Here is an 18,653-nt window from a genome sequence, read left to right as displayed (position 1 = left end):
GAGCATAAGCCCCACCACAACCCGGAACATGTCCGAAACCTGAACTGGCCAATCAATTCGAATGAATGACGACCATTTTTCAGGGATGAATTGCAAGAGCCGCATAGCTTACGCCTGAATTACACCAGACGTAAGAAGCCATGCGGCTCTTTTTATTCCGGCCGCTTCTTAGGAAGCAGCTTCCTCTTCACCGACTTCGGCTTCTTCTTCCTGAGCCGATACCAGTTCTTCTTCCGTGATCCATCCTGCCTTCAAACGCGCAGTCAGGACCATCTGTTCCGCATCGACGCGCGAAACATCGAAGGAAGAGAAGATACCGCTATGAGCGACGGTTTCACCGTCCTTGCGTTCACGCCAGCCGACCAGATCATCGACGGCATAGCCGGCAAAGTCTTCCATCGTCTTGACGCCGTCTTCACCGACAGCCACGAGCATTGCCGTGGTGATACCCGGCAGTTCGCGCAGTTCGTCTTCGACGCCCAGTTCCTTGCGGCGATCATCCTGTTCGCTCTCGATACGATCCAGATATTCGCGAGCACGTTCCTGGATTTCGCCAGCCGTATCCTCATCGAAACCATCGATGGAAGCGATTTCGCCCGGCTCGACATAGGCCAGTTCTTCAACAGATGCGAAACCTTCGGAGGCCAGAACCTGACCAACCATCTCGTCAACGTTGAGGGCATCCATGAAGAGCGTCGAACGCTCGGTGAATTCCTTCTGGCGACGTTCGGATTCTTCGTCTTCCGTCAGGATGTCAATGTCCCAGCCGGTGAGCTGGGAAGCAAGGCGCACGTTCTGACCGCGACGACCGATTGCAAGTGATAGTTGGTCATTCGGAACGACAACTTCAATACGTTCAGCATCTTCATCGAGAACAACCTTGGCAACTTCAGCTGGCTGAAGCGCGTTGACGATGAAGGAAGCAGCGTCCGGCGACCACGGAATGATGTCGATCTTTTCACCCTGCAGTTCGCCCACAACGGCCTGAACGCGGGAGCCACGCATACCGACGCAGGCGCCGACCGGATCGATGGACGCATCACGCGACACGACCGCAATCTTGGCGCGGGAACCCGGATCGCGGGCAACCGACTTGATTTCGATGATGCCGTCATAGATTTCCGGCACTTCCATGGTGAAGAGCTTCGCCATGAAGGACGGATGGGTACGCGACAGGAAAATCTGCGGGCCGCGCTGTTCGCGGCGCACGTCGTAGACATAGGCGCGGATGCGGTCACCATAACGGAAAGCTTCACGCGGGATCAGCTCATCGCGGCGCACGATGGCTTCGCCACGACCGAGATCGACAATCACATTGCCATATTCGACGCGCTTGACGGTGCCGTTGACGATCTCACCAACGCGATCCTTGTATTCGTCATACTGGCGGTCACGCTCGGCTTCGCGCACTTTCTGCACGATGACCTGCTTTGCCGACTGGGCAGCAATACGGCCGAAATCCATCGGCGGCAGCTGATCGGCGATGAAGTCGCCGACCTGTGCGTCCGGGTTGCGATCGCGCGCGGTGAAGAGCGAAATCTGCGTCGCGTAATCCTCGACATGCTCGACGACTTCGAGCAGACGCTGCAGCTTGATCTCGCCGGACTTCGCATTGATGTCCGCGCGGATGTTGCTTTCCTGGCCGTAACGCGAACGCGCCGCCTTCTGGATCGCATCGGCCATGGCCGCAAGAACGATCTCGCGGTCGATCGACTTCTCGCGTGCGACCGCATCGGCGATCTGCAGAAGCTCCAGCCTGTTAGCACTGACTGCCATTGGACTCTCCTTGGTGTCGCACCCGGCTCCTCTAGATGCCGGACGCCAGAAACTTATTCTTTATCTTCAGCTTCGCCCGATGCGGTTTCATCGGACTGCTCGCCCGCTTCTTCGCTACCGAGGTCGTCACCGGGAATGCGGCCTTCGCGCAGGGCCTTGTCCTTGCGGAGCGCATCGCGGATCAGGTCATCGGTCAGCACGAGGCGTGCATCAGAAATCAGATCGAATGGAATGCGCACGACAGGTTCGCTGCCGTAGGAAATCTGGTCGCTTTCGATCACGACCGATTCCGCATCCCCCAGGACGATGCGGCCGCGGAATTTCTTGCGGCCTTCGTGCACGACGGAGGTTTCCACCTTTGCGATGTGACCGGCCCAATCGGCAAAGTCCGACTTGCGAACCAGCGGGCGGTCGATACCGGGAGACGAAATCTCCAGATGGTATTGTCCACTGATGGGATCTTCCACGTCGAGAACCGGGGCAACCGTACGGCTGACCAGTTCGCAATCATCGACCGTCATCGTGCCATCGGGACGTTCGGCCATGATCTGCAAGGTCTGGCCATTGAGCCCCGAAAGGCGCACGCGTACCAACCGAAAGCCCAGCGTATTGATGACGGGCTCGATGATGGAAGCCACTTTCGCATCAATACCCGTCTCGCGAATGATGCGTTCATCCGCGCCTGCTGCGAGCGTTTCTGCTTCGTTTTCCTGAACCTGTTCCGTCAACCTAAAAACCTTTCAAAAGGCCGGAAAGCCCCTTCAAGTTAGCCGTAAGTAACAAAAAAGAGCGGGACCGGGTGGACCCACTCTTGTTCAAACGACCAAGAATTTGAGACTTATATACCAGCGGAAGCGGATTTTTTCAAGACCGCTTCTGCTGTTCGATTCATTCCGTTCACTGCTGGTAGCTTCAACGACGGGTGAAGGTCAGATAGGCTGCACGGCGTCCTTCGCGAAAAGCCTTTGCCTCATAGCGCGTGCCAGGCCAGCCTTCATAGGCGTCGTTCCAGTCGGACGGGCCTTCTGCCTGCCAGTCGAATGCAGGATGACGGCGACAATGCTGGAGCGTCCAGTTGACATAATGTTCAATGTCGGAAGCAAACCGGAATTTCGCGCCGGGTTTCAGGACACGGGCGAAGCGGTCGAGATTGGCATCGCTGACAAAACGGCGCTTCCAGTGGCGACGCTTGTGCCATGGGTCGGGATAGAAGAGATCGATACCCGACAAGGAGGCGTCGGGCAGCCAGTCCAGAACCGCCGTCGCATCCTCGTCGTAGAGACGCAGGTTCGATCGAGGTTCGCCATCCAATGCCGCCAGCATCTTGGCCATGCCGTTGATGAAAGGCTCGACGCCAATGAAACCCGTTTGCGGATAACGGCCTGTCTCATGGTGCAGGTGCTCACCGCCGCCAAAACCGATTTCCAGACGAACTGCATCGACCTTCGCTTCAAAGAGCGTGCGCAGATCCTGTGGCGCCGGGCTTTCGACGTTGACCTTGAGGCGCGGCAGAAGATCCTCGAACAGGTTCTTCTGGTGGCTTCGCAATGGCTTGCCGTGGCGACGGCCGAAGAAATTTCCGGCACCGCGCAGAGGATGAGATTCTTCGGTCATATTTTATCCGTCGGCATCATATCGGTGTTCTATTTATTCGTTTTGACGCGCATCTAGCCCGAAAACCGTTTCACACTTTTCGGGATGCGCTCCAATAACAGAAGAGCGCGATCCAAGACCGCGCTCCTCGAAAATCGTCGGGACACATAACGCCAAGCGGCTTGCGATGCAACTTTCCGTCAGGAAAGTTACGCTACCGCGGCTTTCAGAGCCTTGGTCAGGTCCGTCTTCTCCCAGGAGAAAGAACCGTCACGGCCCGGCTTGCGGCCGAAATGACCGTAAGACGAGGTCTTGGCATAGATCGGCTTGTTGAGGTCGAGATGCTTGCGGATACCGGTCGGCGACAGGTCCATGACCTCGCGAAGCGCTTCCTCAACCGCAGATTCGGCTACCTTGCCCGTGCCATGCAGATCGACATAGACCGAAAGCGGCTGTGCCACACCGATGGCATAGGAAAGCTGGATCGTGCAGCGGTCGGCAAGACCGGCAGCAACGACGTTCTTGGCGAGATAGCGCGCGGCATAGGCGGCAGAGCGATCCACCTTGGTCGTGTCCTTGCCCGAAAATGCACCGCCGCCATGCGGAGCGGCGCCGCCATAGGTATCCACGATGATCTTGCGGCCAGTCAGACCAGCATCGCCGTCCGGTCCGCCGATGACGAACTTGCCGGTCGGATTGATGTACCAGTTGCAAGTGGCTGCGATCGGAAGCTCGCCGAGCGCATCACGGATATAGGGTTCGACAACCGAACGAACCTTTTTCGAATCCCAGCTTGCATCCAGATGCTGCGTGGACAGAACGATCTGCGTGACCTCAGCGGCCTTGCCATTCTCGTAGCGCACTGTGACCTGGCTCTTGGCGTCGGGGCCGAGTTTGCCTGCGTCGCCTTCGCCCTTGTGACGGGCTTCGGAGAGCTTTTCGAGAATCTTGTGCGAATAATAGATCGGGGCCGGCATGAGGTCGGGGGTTTCGCGGCAGGCATAACCGAACATGATGCCCTGATCGCCTGCACCTTCTTCGCCCTGACGATCGGCGGCGTTGTCCACGCCTTGCGCGATATCGGCGGACTGCGGATGCAGAAGCACGTCGATCTTCACCGTCTTCCAGTTGAAACCGTTCTGCTCGTAACCGATTTCCCGGATCGCCTTGCGGGCTGCCGAGCGGAAACGCGAAGGATTAATCAGCGGATGCCCTGCAGCATCATGGGCGACAGTGCCGTCCTTATTCTTCTTCAGGAACGTATCCGGCACGCGCACTTCGCCGGCAATGACCACCCGATTGGTGGTGGCAAGCGTTTCGCAGGCAACACGGACAGACCAGGGATCCACGCCGGTGCGGCGCGCTTCCTTATAGATCATGTCCACGATTTCATCGGAGATGCGGTCGCAAACCTTGTCCGGATGTCCTTCGGACACAGATTCGCTGGTGAAGAGATAAGAACTGCGCGACACGGGTAACCCCTCTTGAAAATCCAACGGAGAATATCTCCGCCATGGAAACACAGTAGCGCCCGGAACAGGCTTTCAGCGTTCCGGGCACGGTAATGTGTTAGCGAAGTTGGGATTAAACCGTCAATGCATATTCTTGTTGCGACAGCGCATCAGCGGGAAAATTCATTCCAGATGGCATTTTCTGCCTGTTCAGGCACTGTAAATCGCAAAAACCGGCGGGACATGTCCATGTCCCGCGCTTACTGCACTTTTCGAGATATGAAATCAGTCAGCGTCTGCAGCGAGCGACTTCACGAGATCGATGATCTTGCGGCGCACTTTCGGATCTGAAATTTTCGTGAAGGCGCGGGTCAGCTGAACACCTTCGTTGGAATTCAGGAAATCGACCACATAGGTTGCTTCATTGTCTTCCGCAAAACCGGCCTGGTTCGAAGAACCTGGTGCGTCTTCAAAAAAGAAGGAAACCGGGACATTGAGAATTGCCGAGATCGCCTGAAGGCGGCTTGCACCGACGCGGTTGGTGCCTTTCTCGTATTTCTGGATCTGCTGAAACGTAATTCCAAGGCTTTCGCCAAGTTTTTCCTGACTGAGGCCCAGCATGTTACGGCGAAGACGGATGCGGCTGCCGACATGCACGTCAATTGGGTTGGGCTTCTTTTTATTCTCAATCATACAACTGTCACTCCTCGCAGCTGCGAGCTTCCATTCATGCTCTGTTCATCTGAACAGCGATAACAATAAGTTTTGGGAGGTAGTCTGACGATTTTCCGCAAAAACCGTCGCCGCCGCGCCATAACATCGTAACAATATTAGTCTGTCAATGAAAACGCCTGCCGATTGGCAGTCGGAAAGCCATGCTCAACACGAGTAAGGTTAACAGCGCTACCAGAGATTGTCGTGAGCCATGTGGCGTGCCCCAAAATGGTGCACGAGATGACGGTAGGTAAGCGTCAACGACCCCGACAGCGTCATGTGCAAGTCCGTCGGTGATTCGACCATAAGCATCAACGACAGCTGAAAGACCATTGTTAGCTGCACGAATGAGGGGGAGCCCTTGCTCCACCGCGCGAACCTGTGCCTGGCGAAAATGCTGGTACGGACCCGGCGTATCGCCATACCATGCGTCGTTTGTCACATTGATGATGGCGCTGGCTTTTTGGCCCGTATATCCAAGCTCATCCGGAAAAATGGCTTCGTAACAGATCAGTGGCAGAAAGGTCTGGCCGTCTTTGACGTTCAGCGCCCGACGCGACGCACCGGCGGTAAATCCGCCCGGCATCTCCACCACTTCCTGAAGTCCAAGCCTGCGCAAAAAACTCTCATAGGGAAGATACTCGCCAAAGGGGACGAGGTGCACCTTGTCGGCGGCATCGACAATCACACCACGATCATCAATCGTATAAATTGAATTATAATAGCGCGGTTCACCGCCCCCTGATGCCTTCTCTTCACGAACGGCACCGGTGAGCAGCATCTGCCCGTCCTGTAGAACCTCGCCGATGCGGGACAGAGCCTCGGGCGTCGAGGTGAGAATATAGGGAACAGCCGTTTCCGGCCAAATGACCACATCGGGTTTCGGCTTGCCTTCCGCTGGCACTTCGCCCGTCAGCGACACCAGCTTGTCGAAGATAGACCGGCGCTCCGCATTATCCCACTTCATGGTCTGGGCGATAGACGGCTGTACGATGCGAACCGCGAGCGCTCCTTTTTCTTCACCGATTGCCGGCGCTTTTGAAAGCGTCCAGGCACCGAATCCGACATGCGCTGCCACCAGCAACAAGGCGAGAACAATGCCTGTCTTGGCAAACCGCCCACCAATCAGCAGAGCCGGTGCGGCAAAGACAAAGACGGCCAATGCGCTCATCCCGATCAGACCGAGCACGGCAACCGATTGCATCAGCAGCGGCGTCGGCATGATGGCATAGCCGATCGCATTCCACGGAAAACCGGTGAACAGGAAAAGACGCAGCCATTCCGCCAGCGCAAAGCCAAACGCTAGCGCGAAGATACGCCCCAAGCCGTCCGACCAGAAGATGCGCGCAACCATGGCTGCAAATGCATAGAATAGAGCCAGAAATGCAGGGAGGCCCAGAACAGCCAGCGGCAAGGCCCAGGCGAACTGGTCCGCATCAACCAGCAGCGCCGTTCCAATCCACCACAGTCCGGAAACGAAATAGCCAAACCCGAACCACCAGCCAACCATGGCCGCTGGCAACAGACGGCGAATCAGGCCGGCATTCGCTTTCGCAATGGCCCCGTCAATCAACCAGACCAAAATGGGGAAAGAAACGAAACCCGCCACAAAACCATCGAAGGGCGGCTGGGTCAGCGTGGCGAAGGCACCGCTCAGGAAAGCGGCCAACGCTCGACGCCAGCCGCTCGAAAGAATGATTTTCCCCGCCAGCCTTTCGATCATCAGGCCTCTTTGGGAGCGTCGGTTATGGTTTCAGCCTCTATAGGCTGGTCACCCGGCTTGGCGGACACGACAGCACGCTGCTGGCGACGGCGATCAGCCGCGGAAAGCGGCACAATACGCACTTTCTTCACCCGGCGCGGATCGACTTCCAGCACATGGAATTCATAGCCCGGAATAGCCTGCACCACTTCACCGCGAACCGGAATACGCCCCAGGACCGAAAAGATGAGGCCGCCGACCGTGTCGACATCCTCGCCATGTTCGCCGACTTCGAAGGATGGGCCGATTTTCGCGGCGAGCTCTTCCAGATCGGCGCGCGCATCGACAACGAACACGCCATCGGCTTCTTCGGCGATCATGATTTCTTCGTCGTCATGCTCGTCTTCGATATCACCGACAACCATTTCGACAATGTCTTCCAGTGAAACCAGACCGTCGGTACCGCCATATTCATCAATGACCAGCGCCATCTGGATATGGGTCGCCTGCATGCGCGCCATCAATCCGCTTGCCATCATGGATGGCGGCACAAACAGAACCTTGCGCATGAGATTGAGTTCACCGATCGTCTTGGTGAGATCGATCCGGCTCATGTCGAATTTGGCGGCCTTGTCTTCGGCCGTCGCCTTGCTGCGCGCGCTGCTACGGCGCGTGGTCTTCTGGCGGGCCTGCTTGGTGATGTAATTGAGAACATCACGGATGTGGATCATACCGCGCGGATCGTCCAGCGTCTCGGCATAGACCGGCATACGCGAATGGCCGGATTTTTCGAAAAGCTCCAGCACTTCCCAGAGCGGTGTGGAAATTTCCACTGCCTCGACATCGGCGCGCGGGATCATCACGTCTTCGACGCGAATCTCGCGCAGGCGAAGGATGTTATGCAGCATCGCCTTTTCTTCAGGCGAGAATGCTGAATCCTGTTCGCTTGCCGTGCTGGAAAGGGCATCGGCCAGATCTTCGCGCAGGGAAGATGATTGGCGCGAGCGCATGAACGGGAAAATATTAGACAAGAGGGAACGCTTCTCGGCCACTACGGGCCGCTGCGTACTTTGCCCTTCGGCGTCTTGAGTCTCGCTGCGATTTTCGCCAGCGGACGGGGGGTGCGATGTTTGATCAGCCATGGTCAATCGTTGTTAAGGTCTTATTCGGATACAGCATAAGGGTCGGGGATGGCAAGAGCATGAAGGATTTCACGCTCGCGCCCCTCCATAACCTCCGCTTCCGCATCGGTTTCATGATCGTAACCCAAAAGGTGCAAAAAGCCATGCACGACGAGGTGAGCGAGATGGTTTTCGAGCGGTTTGCCCTCTTCACGGGCCTCACGCTCGACAGTTTCGCGCGCGATGATGATGTCGCCCAGCATCGGGCCCGGCTGCGCCCCGGCCTTGACCGGAAACGCCGGAAACGACAACACATTGGTCGGCTTGTCCTTGCCGCGCCATTCTGCATTCAGGGTCTGGATCAAGGCATCGTCGGCGAAGACAACACTCAGCTCGCTTGCCGCGCTTTTCAGGCCAAGATTGGCCCAGGCGGCCTCGACCGACTTTCTGACGAGCCCTTCAAGGGCGGTTTCATCCGGCCAGTTGCCAGCTTCAACCATGATATCGATATGGATCGCGTTATTTGACACGTTCTGCGGCGGCTCTCCGTGCTGGCTAGCCGCATCATCCTTTCAGTTACAGGAAAGCTGCCTGCCAAGAGCGGTTCCCACTTTTGGGGACACGTTCGAAAAGGCAGACAGCTTTTCTTAAATCGTGATTCCAATAGGCAATTGCAAGATCATTCCGAACGCGCGTGCTGTTTGCCGTCGCGGTCGTAAGCTCCGACGATTGCCGCCACCAGCGGATGACGAACAACGTCTTTCTCCGTAAAGCGCACCTTGATGACGCCTTCGACATCGTCCAGCACGCGAAGCGCTTCAACGAGACCTGATTTCTGGCCCGGCGGAAGATCGATCTGGCTCGGGTCGCCATTGACCATCATGCGCGACCCCTCGCCCAAGCGGGTCAGGAACATCTTCATCTGCATGGACGTCGTGTTCTGCGCCTCATCAAGGATGACCGCAGAATGCGCCAGAGTACGCCCGCGCATGAAGGCAAGCGGCGCGATTTCGATCACACCTGCCGTAATGGCACGCTCAACCTTTTCGGCAGGCATCATGTCGTAAAGCGCATCGTAAAGCGGGCGCAAATAGGGATCGACCTTTTCCTTCATATCGCCCGGCAGGAAGCCCAGTCGTTCGCCGGCCTCGACAGCCGGACGTGACAGGATGATGCGCTCCACCAGACCGCGTTCCAGCAGCATCGCCGCATGGGCGACGGCAAGATAGGTCTTGCCGGTACCTGCGGGGCCGACGCCGAACACCAGCTCCGACCGGTCGAGCGCACGCATATAGGCATCCTGCGTCGGCGTGCGGGCAAAGATGGTCTTTTTGCGCGTGGAAATCTGGGCAGCAGAGAGCTTGCCCTTGTTTTCCATGGTCGGCAGCGTCAGCTGGTCGTCCGCAGCGATTGCCATGCGCAAGGCGCCGTCGACATCCGACGTCGTCAGCTCATGGCCTTTCTGCAGCGATTCATAAAGATGATCGAGTGCACGCCGCGCCTGCTCGGTTGCGGTCGGCTCCCCCCGGATCGAAAGCTGGTTTCCCTTGGAGCGGACATCCACGCCAAGCTTCTGTTCGATACGGGCCAGATTTTCATCGAACTGACCGTAAAGCGCGATGGCAAGACGGTTATTGTCGAAAGTGAGCACGATGTGGGCCATATCCGAGGCCCCGGTCGTCGGGCTTTTTTGCGTTTGATTGGTTGGCTTGGCAGACTTCAGCTTTTCCGTAGCGCTCAACCGTATCTCCTTAAAGCACAATCCTGAAAAGTTGCGACTTTTCAGACCAGATTATGCGTGAACGCAAACCGTTCACGCATTGCAATCGAAGTCTCGACAGGATTACCGGCAAGCGACTCAATACGCCGAAATTTTCTGCCTCGACATCATCATGCCTTCAGGCCAGTTTTTGCGCAATAAGGCTATTGGTCCCTGTGGATGTGATTTTCACATGAATGATGTCGCCGACCCGGTCATTGCTGTCATCGATGATGACAGGCAGGAGCCATGGCGAACGGCCCACCATCTGGCCTGCGACACGACCCGGCTTTTCAAGCAGCACATCCATCTCGCGACCGATCATGGAATCCTGAAATGCATATTGCTGTTCGGACAGGAGAGCCTGAAGGCGCTGAAGACGCTCATCCTTGACCGCTTCCTCGACATGATCGTCGAGATCGGCACCCGGCGTGCCGGGGCGAGGCGAATATTTGAACGAATAGGCCTGCGCGTAGTTGACCGCGCGCACCAGCTGCATCGTGTCTTCGAAGTCCTGATCGGTTTCACCGGGGAAGCCGACGATAAAATCGCCCGACAGCGCCAGATCCGGCCTCACTTCGCGGATGCGTTCGATCAGACGCACATATTCATCCGCCTTGTGACGACGGTTCATCGCCTTGAGAATGCGGTCAGAACCGGATTGTACCGGCAGATGCAGATAGGGCATCAGCTGGCGCAGATCACGGTGGGCGGCAATCAGGCTGTCGTCCATGTCGCGCGGATGGCTGGTCGTATAACGAAGCCGGGCAATGCCCGGAATGCGCGCCAGGCGAAACAGGAGTTCGCCCAAGCCCCATTCGCGACCATCATCACCAGCGCCGTGCCAGGCATTGACGTTCTGGCCAAGCAGGGTGAGTTCACGCACGCCGCTGTCGGCAAGGCGCTCGGCCTCTGCCACGATCTGCTTCACGCTGCGCGAAACTTCCGAGCCGCGTGTATAGGGAACCACGCAGAAGGTACAGAACTTGTCGCAGCCTTCCTGCACAGTGAGGAAGGCAGAAACACCGCGCTTGCGGGTTTCCTCGCGCTTGGGAGACGGCAGGTGTTCGAATTTATCTTCGAGAGCGTATTCGGTCTCAACCACCTTTTCGCCGCTGCGGACCCGCGCAAGCGCATTGGGCAGGCGATGATAGGTCTGCGGACCGATGACGAGATCGACATTCGGCGCCCGGCGCAGGATTTCCTGCCCTTCGGCCTGCGCCACGCAGCCCGCAACACCGATGGTCAGTTCCTTGCCATTCGCTTCACGCGCATCCTTCATCTTGCGCAGACGGCCAAGCGCGGAATAGAGCTTTTCCGACGCTTTTTCGCGAATGTGGCACGTATTGAGCAGAACCAGATCGGCATCGTCCGGCGTATCGGTCGCAACATAGCCTTCCGCTGCAAGGCTGTCGGCCATGCGCTGGCTATCGTAGACGTTCATCTGGCAGCCATAGGTTTTCACGAAAACCTTGCGCACATTGGGGCGCTCTGCCGTGGGCTCGAGATCGGTAATATTGTCGCTCATGCGCGGCTATCTACAGCTTTTGTGACCATTTTGAAAGGTGACAATCTGAACACTTGGCTGAACACCCGATGGAGCAGTTGTCACTCTTCGGGAATCTCGCGCCCCAGCAACGCACTTTGCAAGAGCGAGCGCACACGGTTTTCCATTGTGCGAGCCAGCGCCTTGCGGTCTGTCTTGGCCGTTACGACGACCGGCTCGCCAAAACGCACTTCAACGTCGATAGCACCTTCACGCAAGATACCTTTCAGGTGCGGCATCAGCTCGACGTCGCCCGGCCATGATGCGATCGGGCGGAAATAACGGCCCATGGCCATGCCATGCACGCCCGTGTAGGCAATGGCAACCGGCTGAACCACGACTTCGGGTACATTGGCTTCCTTGATCGCGGCATGCGCGGCACCAAAAAGCGCGGTCTTGAACGGCAGGACGCGATTACCATCCGAGGTCGTGCCTTCCGCAAACAGCACCATAGCGTCGTCGGTTACCAGACGCCTTGCGATTTCGGATGTCTGTTCACCCGTTTTGCCCCGCCGTTCCCGCTCCACGAAAACGGTGCGCTGCAAAACGGCGAACATACCGAAAACAGGCCACTTCCTGACTTCCGACTTGGCGATGAAGGAGACCTGACCGACCGTCGACAGAACAATAATATCGCTCCACGAAGTATGGTTGGCGACGAGTAACAAAGGTCGGCCCTCGTGCATCTGGCCGACGGTCTTGATGCGAAAACCGAACAGGCGTGCAGCAATACGATGGAAAAAGGTCGGCAGACGCCGCTTCCAGTTGTTCTTCAGCTTAAGCAACAGATACTGAACTGGAATAAGCGACAGGCTCAATGCGACCATTGCCGCGACGACGAGAAAGATGCGGATTGCTCCGATCATCGTGGCCCTGCCGGAGTACGGCTCAGGTCGCGGCGCAATATCAGCGCAGCCGAACGCCCATTGGCGGTTTCATAATAAGCGGGTCTGTCGCCAACCTTTTGGAAGCCGAGACGGCGATAAAGCGTCTGGGCGGCAACATTGGCCTCATCCACTTCCAGAAAAAGCGTTTCAGCGCGCTCCTGATAGAGATGGCGCAACACGGCATCCATCAGCGCGCGCCCGACGCCCTGGCGTTGCACATCACGCGCGACGGCGATCGTCAGGATTTCCGCCTCACCTGCCACCAGACGAGCCAGCACGAAACCACAGGCATCGTTCGGTTTGCCTTCCGCACGGGCAACAAAACCGAAAACCGTATCCTGTGCGATCAGCGATCTGAAATCGTCGGAACTCCAGCCGTGATGGAAAGCGACTGCATGAATACGCTGAATCGCATGACTGTCCTGTACGCCAAGCGGCTCCACCGAGATTTGTCTGCGACCGAAACGCCCAAACGGCAAGCCCATCATCGGCTATTCTCCGGTAGCCTTGCGCGGCAGCGCAAACCCGACCTGCGGCTTCGCATCAGGCCCACGCATGTAAAGCGGCTTCGGCGCATCGCCCGGCTGGCGCAAGCTTGCCAGACGCGCATAGATACCGATTTTCGCGGTTGGCTCTATCGGGCCCAACTCGAAACGGCCACCAAGCACGTCATTGATCGCAGCGGCTGCAGAACCCGCAAGAACAGTATTTTCCGCTTGAGAAACAGCAAGAGCCTCCGCTCCCTCTCGCGACAGAACCAGCGGCTTCGCGCCCGGCAACCCTTTTGCATCGAATGATTGCGCATAAATCTCGCCACGATGCGCGTCGAGGAGAACCAGAATTGGCTTTTCCGGGGACAGTATCTGTGTTTCCGCAGCCAACGCTTCGAACGCCGTTATGCCGATGGCAGGAACGTCGAGCGCCAATGCAAAGCCACGTGCTGCCGAGACACCGATACGAACGCCGGTAAACGATCCCGGTCCGATATTGACCGCTACCCGATCCATATCGCGGAGCGACAGTTTCGCCTCAGTCACAGCACGTTCGATATAGTCCATCAATACTTCCGCATGTCCCTTGCCGATGTTTTCGCTCACATCGGCAAGCACGACATCGCCGTCGGCATTGTAGACAGCAACGGAACACCACGAAGCGGCAGTATCAAGCGCAAGTATCTTCATGCGCAACCGGGTAAATCAGATTTTACCTCGCGACAAGCCAAGTCTTGTCCAAAGGCTGGATCAGTTTCGTTTTTTAGCCCTTCTCGCGGAACAAAACTTGGCGATATGCGTTTGAAAACCGGGTGCGGCAACGTTTTTGCTTTGTCCTGACGGCGACAAGGCCCATTCAGCAATCGAGCCTTACAATGATCTGGCGGGTTCATTTGCGTTTGGAACACCCACCCGTGACGATGAGCGACATCTCCCAGCCGCTCCAAGCCGGATCGAACAACAGGATATGAGGATAAAATGTCCAAGAAGTCGATGCATGCAACCCGCAACGATCTTCCTTCCAATACGAAGACGACAATGATCGCGCTGCTCAACGAAAATCTAGCCGCGACAATCGATCTTGCCCTCATCACCAAGCAGGCACACTGGAACCTCAAGGGACCGCAGTTCATCGCCGTTCATGAAATGCTCGATGGTTTCCGCGCCGATCTTGATGAACATGTCGACACGATTGCGGAGCGTGCCGTGCAGATCGGCGGAACGGCCTATGGCACTACGCAGGTCGTGGCCAAGGAAAGCAAGCTCAAGCCTTATCCGACCGACATCTATGCCGTTCACGATCATCTGCTTGCACTGATCGAGCGTTATGGCGACGTTGCCAATCTTCTGCGCAAGTCGATCAAGGATGCGGATGATGCAGGTGACGACGATACGGCGGATATTTTTACCGCCGCTTCCCGTGGTCTCGACAAGGCATTGTGGTTCCTTGAGGCCCACGTTCAGGAAAAGAACTGACCTCGCAGATGCAATGAAAAGGCCGGGAACTCCCGGCCTTTTCTATTCGCGATAATCAGTTGGCCCATTCGCCGCTGCGCATCACTGGCTCTCGGGTTCCATCCGCATTGATGCCATCAACGTCGATCTGGCCGGAACCAATCATCCAGTCGATATGGATGAGACTCGAATTGCCACCCTGCGCCTTGATCTGTTCCGGTGTCAGTTTTGCGCCGTCGATAAAGCACTTGGAATAGCACTGGCCAAGCGCGATGTGGCTTGCGGCATTTTCATCGAACAACGTGTTGTAGAACAAAAGCCCGCTCTGCGAGATCGGCGAGGAATGCGGCACCAGTGCCACCTCACCCAGATGACGGGCACCTTCATCCGTATCCAGCACCTTGTTGAGCACTTCTTCACCGCGGCTTGCCTTCGCCTCGACAATTCGTCCACCTTCAAAGCGAACCGCGATATCCTCGATCAATGTGCCCTGATGCGACAGAGGCTTGGTGCTCGTCACATAGCCCTCGACCCGTAGTGCATGAGGTGTGGTGAACACTTCTTCCGTCGGAATGTTCGGATTGCAGGTAATCCCATTCTTCGCCGTAGACGCGCCGCCGTGCCATTCATGACCGTCGGCAAGTCCGACCGTCAGATCGGTGTTCGGACCTTTGAAATGCAGGGCGCTATAAGCCTTGCCGTTCAGGAAGCGGGTGCGGGTGCGAAGCGCTGCATTGTGTGCCGCCCATGCGCCGACCGGATCATCGACATCGACGCGCGAAGCCGCGAAGATCGCATCGGCCAGCTTGCGGGTCGCGATGTCCGCCGGTTCGTTCGGAAACATAAGCTTCGCCCATGCCGGATTGGGATAGGAGACAATGTTCCAGTTGATGTCGAAACCGGCAATCTTTTCGAGAGCCGGCTGATAAGCTTTCGAGTTGGCCCGGTTGGCGCGTGAAACCTTGGCCGGGTCCTGGCTGGAGAGCAGCATCGGATTATCAGCTGCAATGGCCAAACGGGCAGCGCCATCCGAATAGGCCTTCGCCATTCCCTCATAGAGCCAGCTCGCCGCACGATCGAAACTTGCGTCGGATGCGTTCTCGTAACGCGCAAGCGCCATTTCGTCATCCGCGAAGAATGGTGTTACCAGTCCGGCTCCAGCCTTGTAAGCATGCTTGGCGATAAGGCGAACCAGCGGCAAGGCCACGACCGGCGCGGTAATGACGAGATCCTGCCCCTCGCGCAATTGCAGACCAACGCGAACGGCGACTTCCGCGAGACGTTCGAGTTTCACCGGATCGATGACTGGGTTCAGCTGTTCATGAGCCATGGGTGGAAGACCTTTTTGGATATGGAATCACCGACAGTTTATCAGACGGCATAATTTCACCACCTTTTTTCCTGCCTTTGCAGTATAGTAATTCTGCAGTCAGTTGCAGGAGAAAGCAGACAGTAATGAATAAGAAAATGCTTATTTTGCTGGGCGTTATCGGCCTTCTGGCGGGCTGCGTGACCATGACACCTGAACAACGTCGTGCGGCCGACGAACAGACCTGCCGCAGCTATGGCTTCAAGGCCAAAACTGACGCTTTCGCCAACTGTCTCATGCGACTGGACCTCGATCGCAGAGCTGACCGGCGTGCCTGGCAGGATCAGGTCGATTTCTACGACACTCCGATGGTGATCTATCGCCCGATCTATCGCTGAAACTTTCGCCGGAAAGCGACGACAATCAGCCAGAAAAATCAAAACGCCGGTCAGGTAGAACCAGACCGGCGTTGCAGATTATCTGATTGTAAAATCGCCTCTTATAGCGGTGCTTCTGGACGGTCCTGAGACAGAAGAAGCGCGCCAATGGCGTCAGCCTGCTTCTGGCTTGCCGGAGCATAGCCAAGCGATGTCGGCTGCGGGGCTGTCGTATCGAATTGCGGCTGGTAGGAGGCCACCTGCATATGCTGTTCCTGCTGAGGTGCAGCCACACCGCGATGGCGTGCCAGTCGTTCGCCACGGGCCTGCGGACCAGCGCCAGTACTCTGTTCCACACTTTGAGCCTTTGCCGCTTCCGCGAGTGCCACCTGAACGGTCGGTTCCGTTCCCGGAACTGGACCGGTCTGTGGCAAGGTCACATCATAAGACGGATCCTGTGGAACGGAAGGCGATTGTGGCGAATAGGCCATAGCCAGATTGTATGGCTCCTGCGGGACCGGATTTTGCAGCGAGCCGTCGCGATTGCGCTTCTCGTAGAAGGAATTTCCACCGGCTACGAGCACGTAATGCATATTGTTGTAAGGGAACTTCAGACCCGCCGTGTGGAAGAACATGGCATTCTTGAGCTTCGGATGACGCTCACCCTTCAGAACCGCGTCAGCAGCGGCCTGAACATCAGGCAGCGCCTTGGAATTCATCTGGCGGGTAAGCACACCGGGCGCAAACTGGTTCTTCTGACCGACGACACCGCAAATCGTATCCGGATAACGTCCCGACGCGAGACGGTTCATGACGACCGTACCAACAGCCAGAAGACCGTCGGAACTCGAACGATTGGATTCGAAGAACATCGCACGTTCAAGGCAATTCTTGTCCCGTGCGGTGTAGGTGTAGGTCTTCACGCCATTGACGGATTTGACGTGGCTTGCCGCCGTCTTTTCCGAATTGGCTTTTCCCGAGGTTCCGGTTGTCGTGCAACCGGTCACCACGAAAGGCGCAATCACCAGCCCGATAAGAGCGGGCAATTTCCACTTCGCGGCGCGCGTCAATGGCTCAGTCTCATGTTAGGACCCTTAACTGATCCAGTCATCCATTCAGGCGAACACATCTGGAACGATGCGCGCGAACGTCTGACTGCGGTGCAAGTCAAAGAGGACGAAGATCAAAATCACACGTCCTACAGTCGCTCAATCGAATTCAAGGTTTTGGAATTTTTAGGCCAAAAAAAGGCGACGGGTCAAATCCCAACAATGCTGGAGACCGCTGAAAAGTCCTAAAACAATTCCGAATCGAGATTGCGAATGTGCCTACAAGCCCTTTAAATATATTAACAATTCCTTAACAAGAATTAGCGATTCAGGTAAGATATTGATTTAACGAGATTCAAAGTCTCGCAATACACGCCATATCGCTGCCTTAATTCGCCTTTGCTTGTACATTTTTTGCATACACATTCGTGGTGTTTCAAATCTTCTGCAGAATTTCTGCTTCCAGGCCGGTTCCATTGCTCTTTGTCAACTTTGACAACAGATTTGTAACATCGCGTGAGATTATGCTTTTGAGACCCGTTTCGGGTTGTTGCAATGCGAATCGGGCGAGCACGATCCGCACCTTGCAAAGCTGGGTCTTGGACAAAAACGACCCGCCACGGATACCGTGGCGGGTCGGACAAGTTCAATTCCTGACGCCGAGATGACCGCAGCGGTCACCCGAAAGAATAACCCGCACCCCGAACGGTGCGGATCGGATCGAGCGCACGACCGACATTGATCGCCTTGCGCAGCCGTCCGACATGGACGTCCACCGTGCGGTCGTCGACATAGATATCCGGTCCCCAAACGCCATCCAGAAGCTGGCTACGCGAGAAGACACGACCGGGCGACATCATGAAATATTCGAGCAGGCGGAATTCCGTTGGTCCGAGACGAACTTCCTTTTCCTTGCGATAGACACGATGCTGTTGGCGGTCGAGAACCAGATCGCCCACTTTCAGCACGTGCGAAAGAATGCTCGGATTCGACCGGCGCAACATCGCCTTGACGCGCGCAAGCAGTTCCGGCGTCGAAAATGGCTTCACGACATAGTCGTCCGCACCGACGCTCAGGCCGCGAACACGTTCGCTTTCCTCGCCACGTGCCGTCAGCATGATGATGGGCAGGCGTTCGGTTTCCGGCCATTGGCGCAAGCGACGGCAAAGCTCGATGCCCGATACGCCCGGCAACATCCAGTCCAGAATGAGCAGATCCGGTACGTTCTCGCGCAAGGCGATCTCGGCTTCGTCGCCGCGCAGCATTGTATCGACCTGGTAGCCCTCTGCCTCAAGATTATAGCGAAGAAGAACGCTCAGCGCCTCTTCGTCTTCTACCACAGCGATTTTGGGTGCCTGTGACATCCAGTATTTCCCTATCCAAATTCGGCGGGCGGTGGATACAATCCCCCCAATCGACCGCG

18 protein-coding genes are annotated in these 18,653 nt (G+C 56.7%); 2 read left to right on the top strand and 16 right to left on the bottom strand.

Annotated features, from left to right (window positions below):
• Window positions 1–168 precede the first annotated feature (168 nt).
• The 13 genes from nusA to tsaB all read right to left on the bottom strand — a co-directional run bounded on the left by nusA (window position 169) and on the right by tsaB (window position 13,730).
• On the bottom strand, window positions 169–1,776 hold the full coding sequence (nusA, locus tag LJ361_RS22800) for a transcription termination factor NusA (protein ID WP_010657773.1): 1,608 nt from the start codon (window positions 1,774–1,776) through the stop codon (window positions 169–171).
• Window positions 1,777–1,829: 53 nt separating this feature from the next.
• A complete protein-coding gene (gene rimP / locus LJ361_RS22795) occupies window positions 1,830–2,504 on the bottom strand; it encodes a ribosome maturation factor RimP (RefSeq protein ID WP_264812331.1) in 675 nt (224 codons plus the stop codon).
• Window positions 2,505–2,688: 184 nt separating this feature from the next.
• On the bottom strand, window positions 2,689–3,390 hold the full coding sequence (gene trmB, locus LJ361_RS22790; RefSeq protein ID WP_010657771.1) for a tRNA (guanine(46)-N(7))-methyltransferase TrmB: 702 nt from the start codon (window positions 3,388–3,390) through the stop codon (window positions 2,689–2,691).
• Between the two features lie 188 nt (window positions 3,391–3,578).
• Complete coding sequence (metK, locus tag LJ361_RS22785) at window positions 3,579–4,841, bottom strand: methionine adenosyltransferase (RefSeq protein ID WP_010657770.1); 1,263 nt, start codon at window positions 4,839–4,841, stop codon at window positions 3,579–3,581.
• A 264-nt stretch (window positions 4,842–5,105) separates the two neighbouring features.
• Window positions 5,106–5,513 (bottom strand): helix-turn-helix domain-containing protein, encoded by a 408-nt coding sequence (locus tag LJ361_RS22780; protein ID WP_010657769.1) that lies wholly within the window; start codon window positions 5,511–5,513, stop codon window positions 5,106–5,108.
• 145 nt (window positions 5,514–5,658) lie between these two features.
• On the bottom strand, window positions 5,659–7,257 hold the full coding sequence (gene lnt, locus LJ361_RS22775) for an apolipoprotein N-acyltransferase (protein ID WP_010657768.1): 1,599 nt from the start codon (window positions 7,255–7,257) through the stop codon (window positions 5,659–5,661).
• Window positions 7,257–8,378: a hemolysin family protein gene (locus tag LJ361_RS22770; protein WP_029375823.1), complete on the bottom strand. Its 1,122-nt coding sequence runs from the start codon at window positions 8,376–8,378 to the stop codon at window positions 7,257–7,259. Before LJ361_RS22770 ends, lnt begins: the two co-directional genes overlap by 1 nt.
• Window positions 8,379–8,398: 20 nt before the next feature.
• Entirely contained in the window at window positions 8,399–8,887 is a 489-nt protein-coding gene (gene ybeY, locus LJ361_RS22765; protein ID WP_010657766.1) for an rRNA maturation RNase YbeY, read from the bottom strand.
• Window positions 8,888–9,036: 149 nt separating this feature from the next.
• Window positions 9,037–10,098 carry a PhoH family protein gene (locus LJ361_RS22760; protein WP_029375821.1) on the bottom strand — a complete coding sequence of 354 codons (1,062 nt, stop codon included), beginning with the start codon at window positions 10,096–10,098 and terminating at the stop codon, window positions 9,037–9,039.
• Window positions 10,099–10,255: 157 nt separating this feature from the next.
• Window positions 10,256–11,644: a tRNA (N6-isopentenyl adenosine(37)-C2)-methylthiotransferase MiaB gene (gene miaB / locus LJ361_RS22755; RefSeq protein WP_010657764.1), complete on the bottom strand. Its 1,389-nt coding sequence runs from the start codon at window positions 11,642–11,644 to the stop codon at window positions 10,256–10,258.
• Between the two features lie 80 nt (window positions 11,645–11,724).
• Window positions 11,725–12,528, bottom strand: a complete 804-nt coding sequence (locus tag LJ361_RS22750) for a lysophospholipid acyltransferase family protein (RefSeq protein WP_010657763.1) — start codon at window positions 12,526–12,528, stop codon at window positions 11,725–11,727.
• Complete coding sequence (rimI, locus tag LJ361_RS22745; RefSeq protein WP_010657762.1) at window positions 12,525–13,037, bottom strand: ribosomal protein S18-alanine N-acetyltransferase; 513 nt, start codon at window positions 13,035–13,037, stop codon at window positions 12,525–12,527. Before rimI ends, LJ361_RS22750 begins: the two co-directional genes overlap by 4 nt.
• 3 nt (window positions 13,038–13,040) lie before the next feature.
• Window positions 13,041–13,730 carry a tRNA (adenosine(37)-N6)-threonylcarbamoyltransferase complex dimerization subunit type 1 TsaB gene (gene tsaB, locus LJ361_RS22740; RefSeq protein WP_010657761.1) on the bottom strand — a complete coding sequence of 230 codons (690 nt, stop codon included), beginning with the start codon at window positions 13,728–13,730 and terminating at the stop codon, window positions 13,041–13,043.
• Window positions 13,731–14,018: 288 nt separating this feature from the next.
• Here tsaB and dps point away from each other — a divergent pair, with 288 nt between their 5' ends.
• Complete coding sequence (dps, locus tag LJ361_RS22735) at window positions 14,019–14,516, top strand: DNA starvation/stationary phase protection protein Dps (RefSeq protein WP_010657760.1); 498 nt, start codon at window positions 14,019–14,021, stop codon at window positions 14,514–14,516.
• 55 nt (window positions 14,517–14,571) lie between these two features.
• On the opposite strand, the gene LJ361_RS22730 is transcribed toward dps, so the two are convergent.
• Window positions 14,572–15,825, bottom strand: a complete 1,254-nt coding sequence (locus tag LJ361_RS22730) for an aminopeptidase (RefSeq protein ID WP_010657759.1) — start codon at window positions 15,823–15,825, stop codon at window positions 14,572–14,574.
• Between the two features lie 125 nt (window positions 15,826–15,950).
• Between LJ361_RS22730 and LJ361_RS22725 the strand changes: the two genes are divergently transcribed.
• Window positions 15,951–16,202, top strand: coding sequence for a hypothetical protein (locus tag LJ361_RS22725; RefSeq protein WP_010657758.1), 252 nt, complete (start codon window positions 15,951–15,953; stop codon window positions 16,200–16,202).
• A 101-nt stretch (window positions 16,203–16,303) separates the two neighbouring features.
• Here LJ361_RS22725 and LJ361_RS22720 read toward each other — a convergent pair whose 3' ends face one another.
• Window positions 16,304–17,251 carry a cell wall hydrolase gene (locus LJ361_RS22720; protein WP_010657757.1) on the bottom strand — a complete coding sequence of 316 codons (948 nt, stop codon included), beginning with the start codon at window positions 17,249–17,251 and terminating at the stop codon, window positions 16,304–16,306.
• 656 nt (window positions 17,252–17,907) lie between these two features.
• Window positions 17,908–18,594, bottom strand: a complete 687-nt coding sequence (phoB, locus tag LJ361_RS22715; RefSeq protein ID WP_006468130.1) for a phosphate regulon transcriptional regulator PhoB — start codon at window positions 18,592–18,594, stop codon at window positions 17,908–17,910.
• Window positions 18,595–18,653 lie beyond the last annotated feature (59 nt).

The organism is Brucella sp. JSBI001 (assembly GCF_026014005.1).
Lineage (GTDB): Bacteria > Pseudomonadota > Alphaproteobacteria > Rhizobiales > Rhizobiaceae > Brucella > Brucella anthropi.
This window is presented reverse-complemented; position numbering and strand designations above follow the sequence as displayed.